This window comes from Streptococcus thoraltensis DSM 12221 (assembly GCF_000380145.1).
Taxonomy (GTDB): Bacteria; Bacillota; Bacilli; order Lactobacillales; family Streptococcaceae; genus Streptococcus; species Streptococcus thoraltensis.
Map to the genome: position 1 here is coordinate 1 of NZ_KB904621.1, position 2,341 is coordinate 2,341.

Annotated in this window: 1 rRNA gene; it reads left to right on the top strand. The window is 50.4% G+C overall.

Features of this window, described 5'->3' with window-relative positions:
* A 23S ribosomal RNA gene (locus A3IA_RS0108885) occupies positions 1 to 2,341 on the top strand; the annotation flags it as partial.

Consider the following 2,341-nt stretch of genomic DNA (forward strand, 5'->3'; position numbering starts at 1 on the left):
TGCAGGAAGAGAAAGCAAACGCGATTGCCTTAGTAGCGGCGAGCGAAACGGCAGTAGGGCAAACCGAGGAGTTTACTCCTCGGGGTTGTAGGACTGCGCTATAGGACTAAGCGACATAAAAGAATGACTTGGGAAGGTCAGCCAGAGAGAGTAACAGCCTCGTATTTGAAATGACAATTAGCCTTAGCAGTATCCTGAGTACGGCGAGACACGCGAAATCTCGTCGGAAGCAGGGAGGACCATCTCCCAACCCTAAATACTCTCTAGTGACCGATAGTGAACCAGTACCGTGAGGGAAAGGTGAAAAGCACCCCGGGAGGGGAGTGAAATAGAACCTGAAACCGTGTGCCTACAACAAGTTCGAGCCCGTTAATGGGTGAGAGCGTGCCTTTTGTAGAATGAACCGGCGAGTTACGCTATGATGCGAGGTTAAGTTGAAGAGACGGAGCCGTAGGGAAACCGAGTCTTAATAGGGCGCAATAGTATCATGGTGTAGACCCGAAACCATGTGACCTACCCATGAGCAGGTTGAAGGTGAGGTAAAACTCACTGGAGGACCGAACCAGGGCACGTTGAAAAGTGCTTGGATGACTTGTGGGTAGCGGAGAAATTCCAAACGAACTTGGAGATAGCTGGTTCTCTCCGAAATAGCTTTAGGGCTAGCGTCGATGTTAAGTCTCTTGGAGGTAGAGCACTGTTTGGGTGAGGGGTCCATCCCGGATTACCAATCTCAGATAAACTCCGAATGCCAACGAGATATCATCGGCAGTCAGACTGCGAGTGCTAAGATCCGTAGTCGAAAGGGAAACAGCCCAGACCACCAGCTAAGGTCCCCAAATATATGTTAAGTGGAAAAGGATGTGGGGTTGCACAGACAACTAGGATGTTAGCTTAGAAGCAGCTATTCATTCAAAGAGTGCGTAATAGCTCACTAGTCGAGTGACCCTGCGCCGAAAATGTACCGGGGCTAAAACATATTACCGAAGCTGTGGATGACACTATAGTGTCATGGTAGGAGAGCGTTCTATGTGTGAAGAAGGTGTACCGTGAGGAGCGCTGGAACGCATAGAAGTGAGAATGCCGGTATGAGTAGCGCAAGACAGGTGAGAATCCTGTCCACCGTAAGACTAAGGTTTCCAGGGGAAGGCTCGTCCGCCCTGGGTTAGTCGGGACCTAAGGAGAGACCGAAAGGTGTATCCGATGGACAACAGGTTGATATTCCTGTACTAGAGTATATAGTGAAGGAGGGACGCAGAAGGCTAACTAAACCGGACGATTGGAAGAGTCCGGCTAAGCAGTGAGGTGTGAGATGAGTCAAATGCTTATCTCTATAACATTGAGCTGTTATGGGGAGCGAAATAAAGTAGCGAAGTTAGTGATGTCACGCTGCCAAGAAAATCTTCTAGCGATAATTATACTCTACCCGTACCGCAAACCGACACAGGTAGTCGAGGCGAGTAGCCTCAGGTGATCGAGAGAACTCTCGTTAAGGAACTCGGCAAAATGACCCCGTAACTTCGGGAGAAGGGGTGCTGTCTAGAGACAGCCGCAGTGAATAGGCCCAAGCAACTGTTTATCAAAAACACAGCTCTCTGCTAAATCGTAAGATGATGTATAGGGGGTGACGCCTGCCCGGTGCTGGAAGGTTAAGAGGAGTGCTTAGCGTAAGCGAAGGTATGAATTGAAGCCCCAGTAAACGGCGGCCGTAACTATAACGGTCCTAAGGTAGCGAAATTCCTTGTCGGGTAAGTTCCGACCCGCACGAAAGGCGTAATGATTTGGGCACTGTCTCAACGAGAGACTCGGTGAAATTTTAGTACCTGTGAAGATGCAGGTTACCCGCGACAGGACGGAAAGACCCCATGGAGCTTTACTGCAGTTTGATATTGAGTATCTGTACCACATGTACAGGATAGGTAGGAGCCGGAGAATTTGGGACGCCAGTTTCAAATGAGGCGCTGTTGGGATACTACCCTTGTGTTATGGCTACTCTAACCCAGATAGGTTATCCCTATCGGAGACAGTGTCTGACGGGCAGTTTGACTGGGGCGGTCGCCTCCTAAAAGGTAACGGAGGCGCCCAAAGGTTCCCTCAGAATGGTTGGAAATCATTCGCAGAGTGTAAAGGTATAAGGGAGCTTGACTGCGAGAGCTACAACTCGAGCAGGGACGAAAGTCGGGCTTAGTGATCCGGTGGTACCGTATGGAAGGGCCATCGCTCAACGGATAAAAGCTACCCTGGGGATAACAGGCTTATCTCCCCCAAGAGTTCACATCGACGGGGAGGTTTGGCACCTCGATGTCGGCTCGTCGCATCCTGGGGCTGTAGTCGGTCCCAAGGG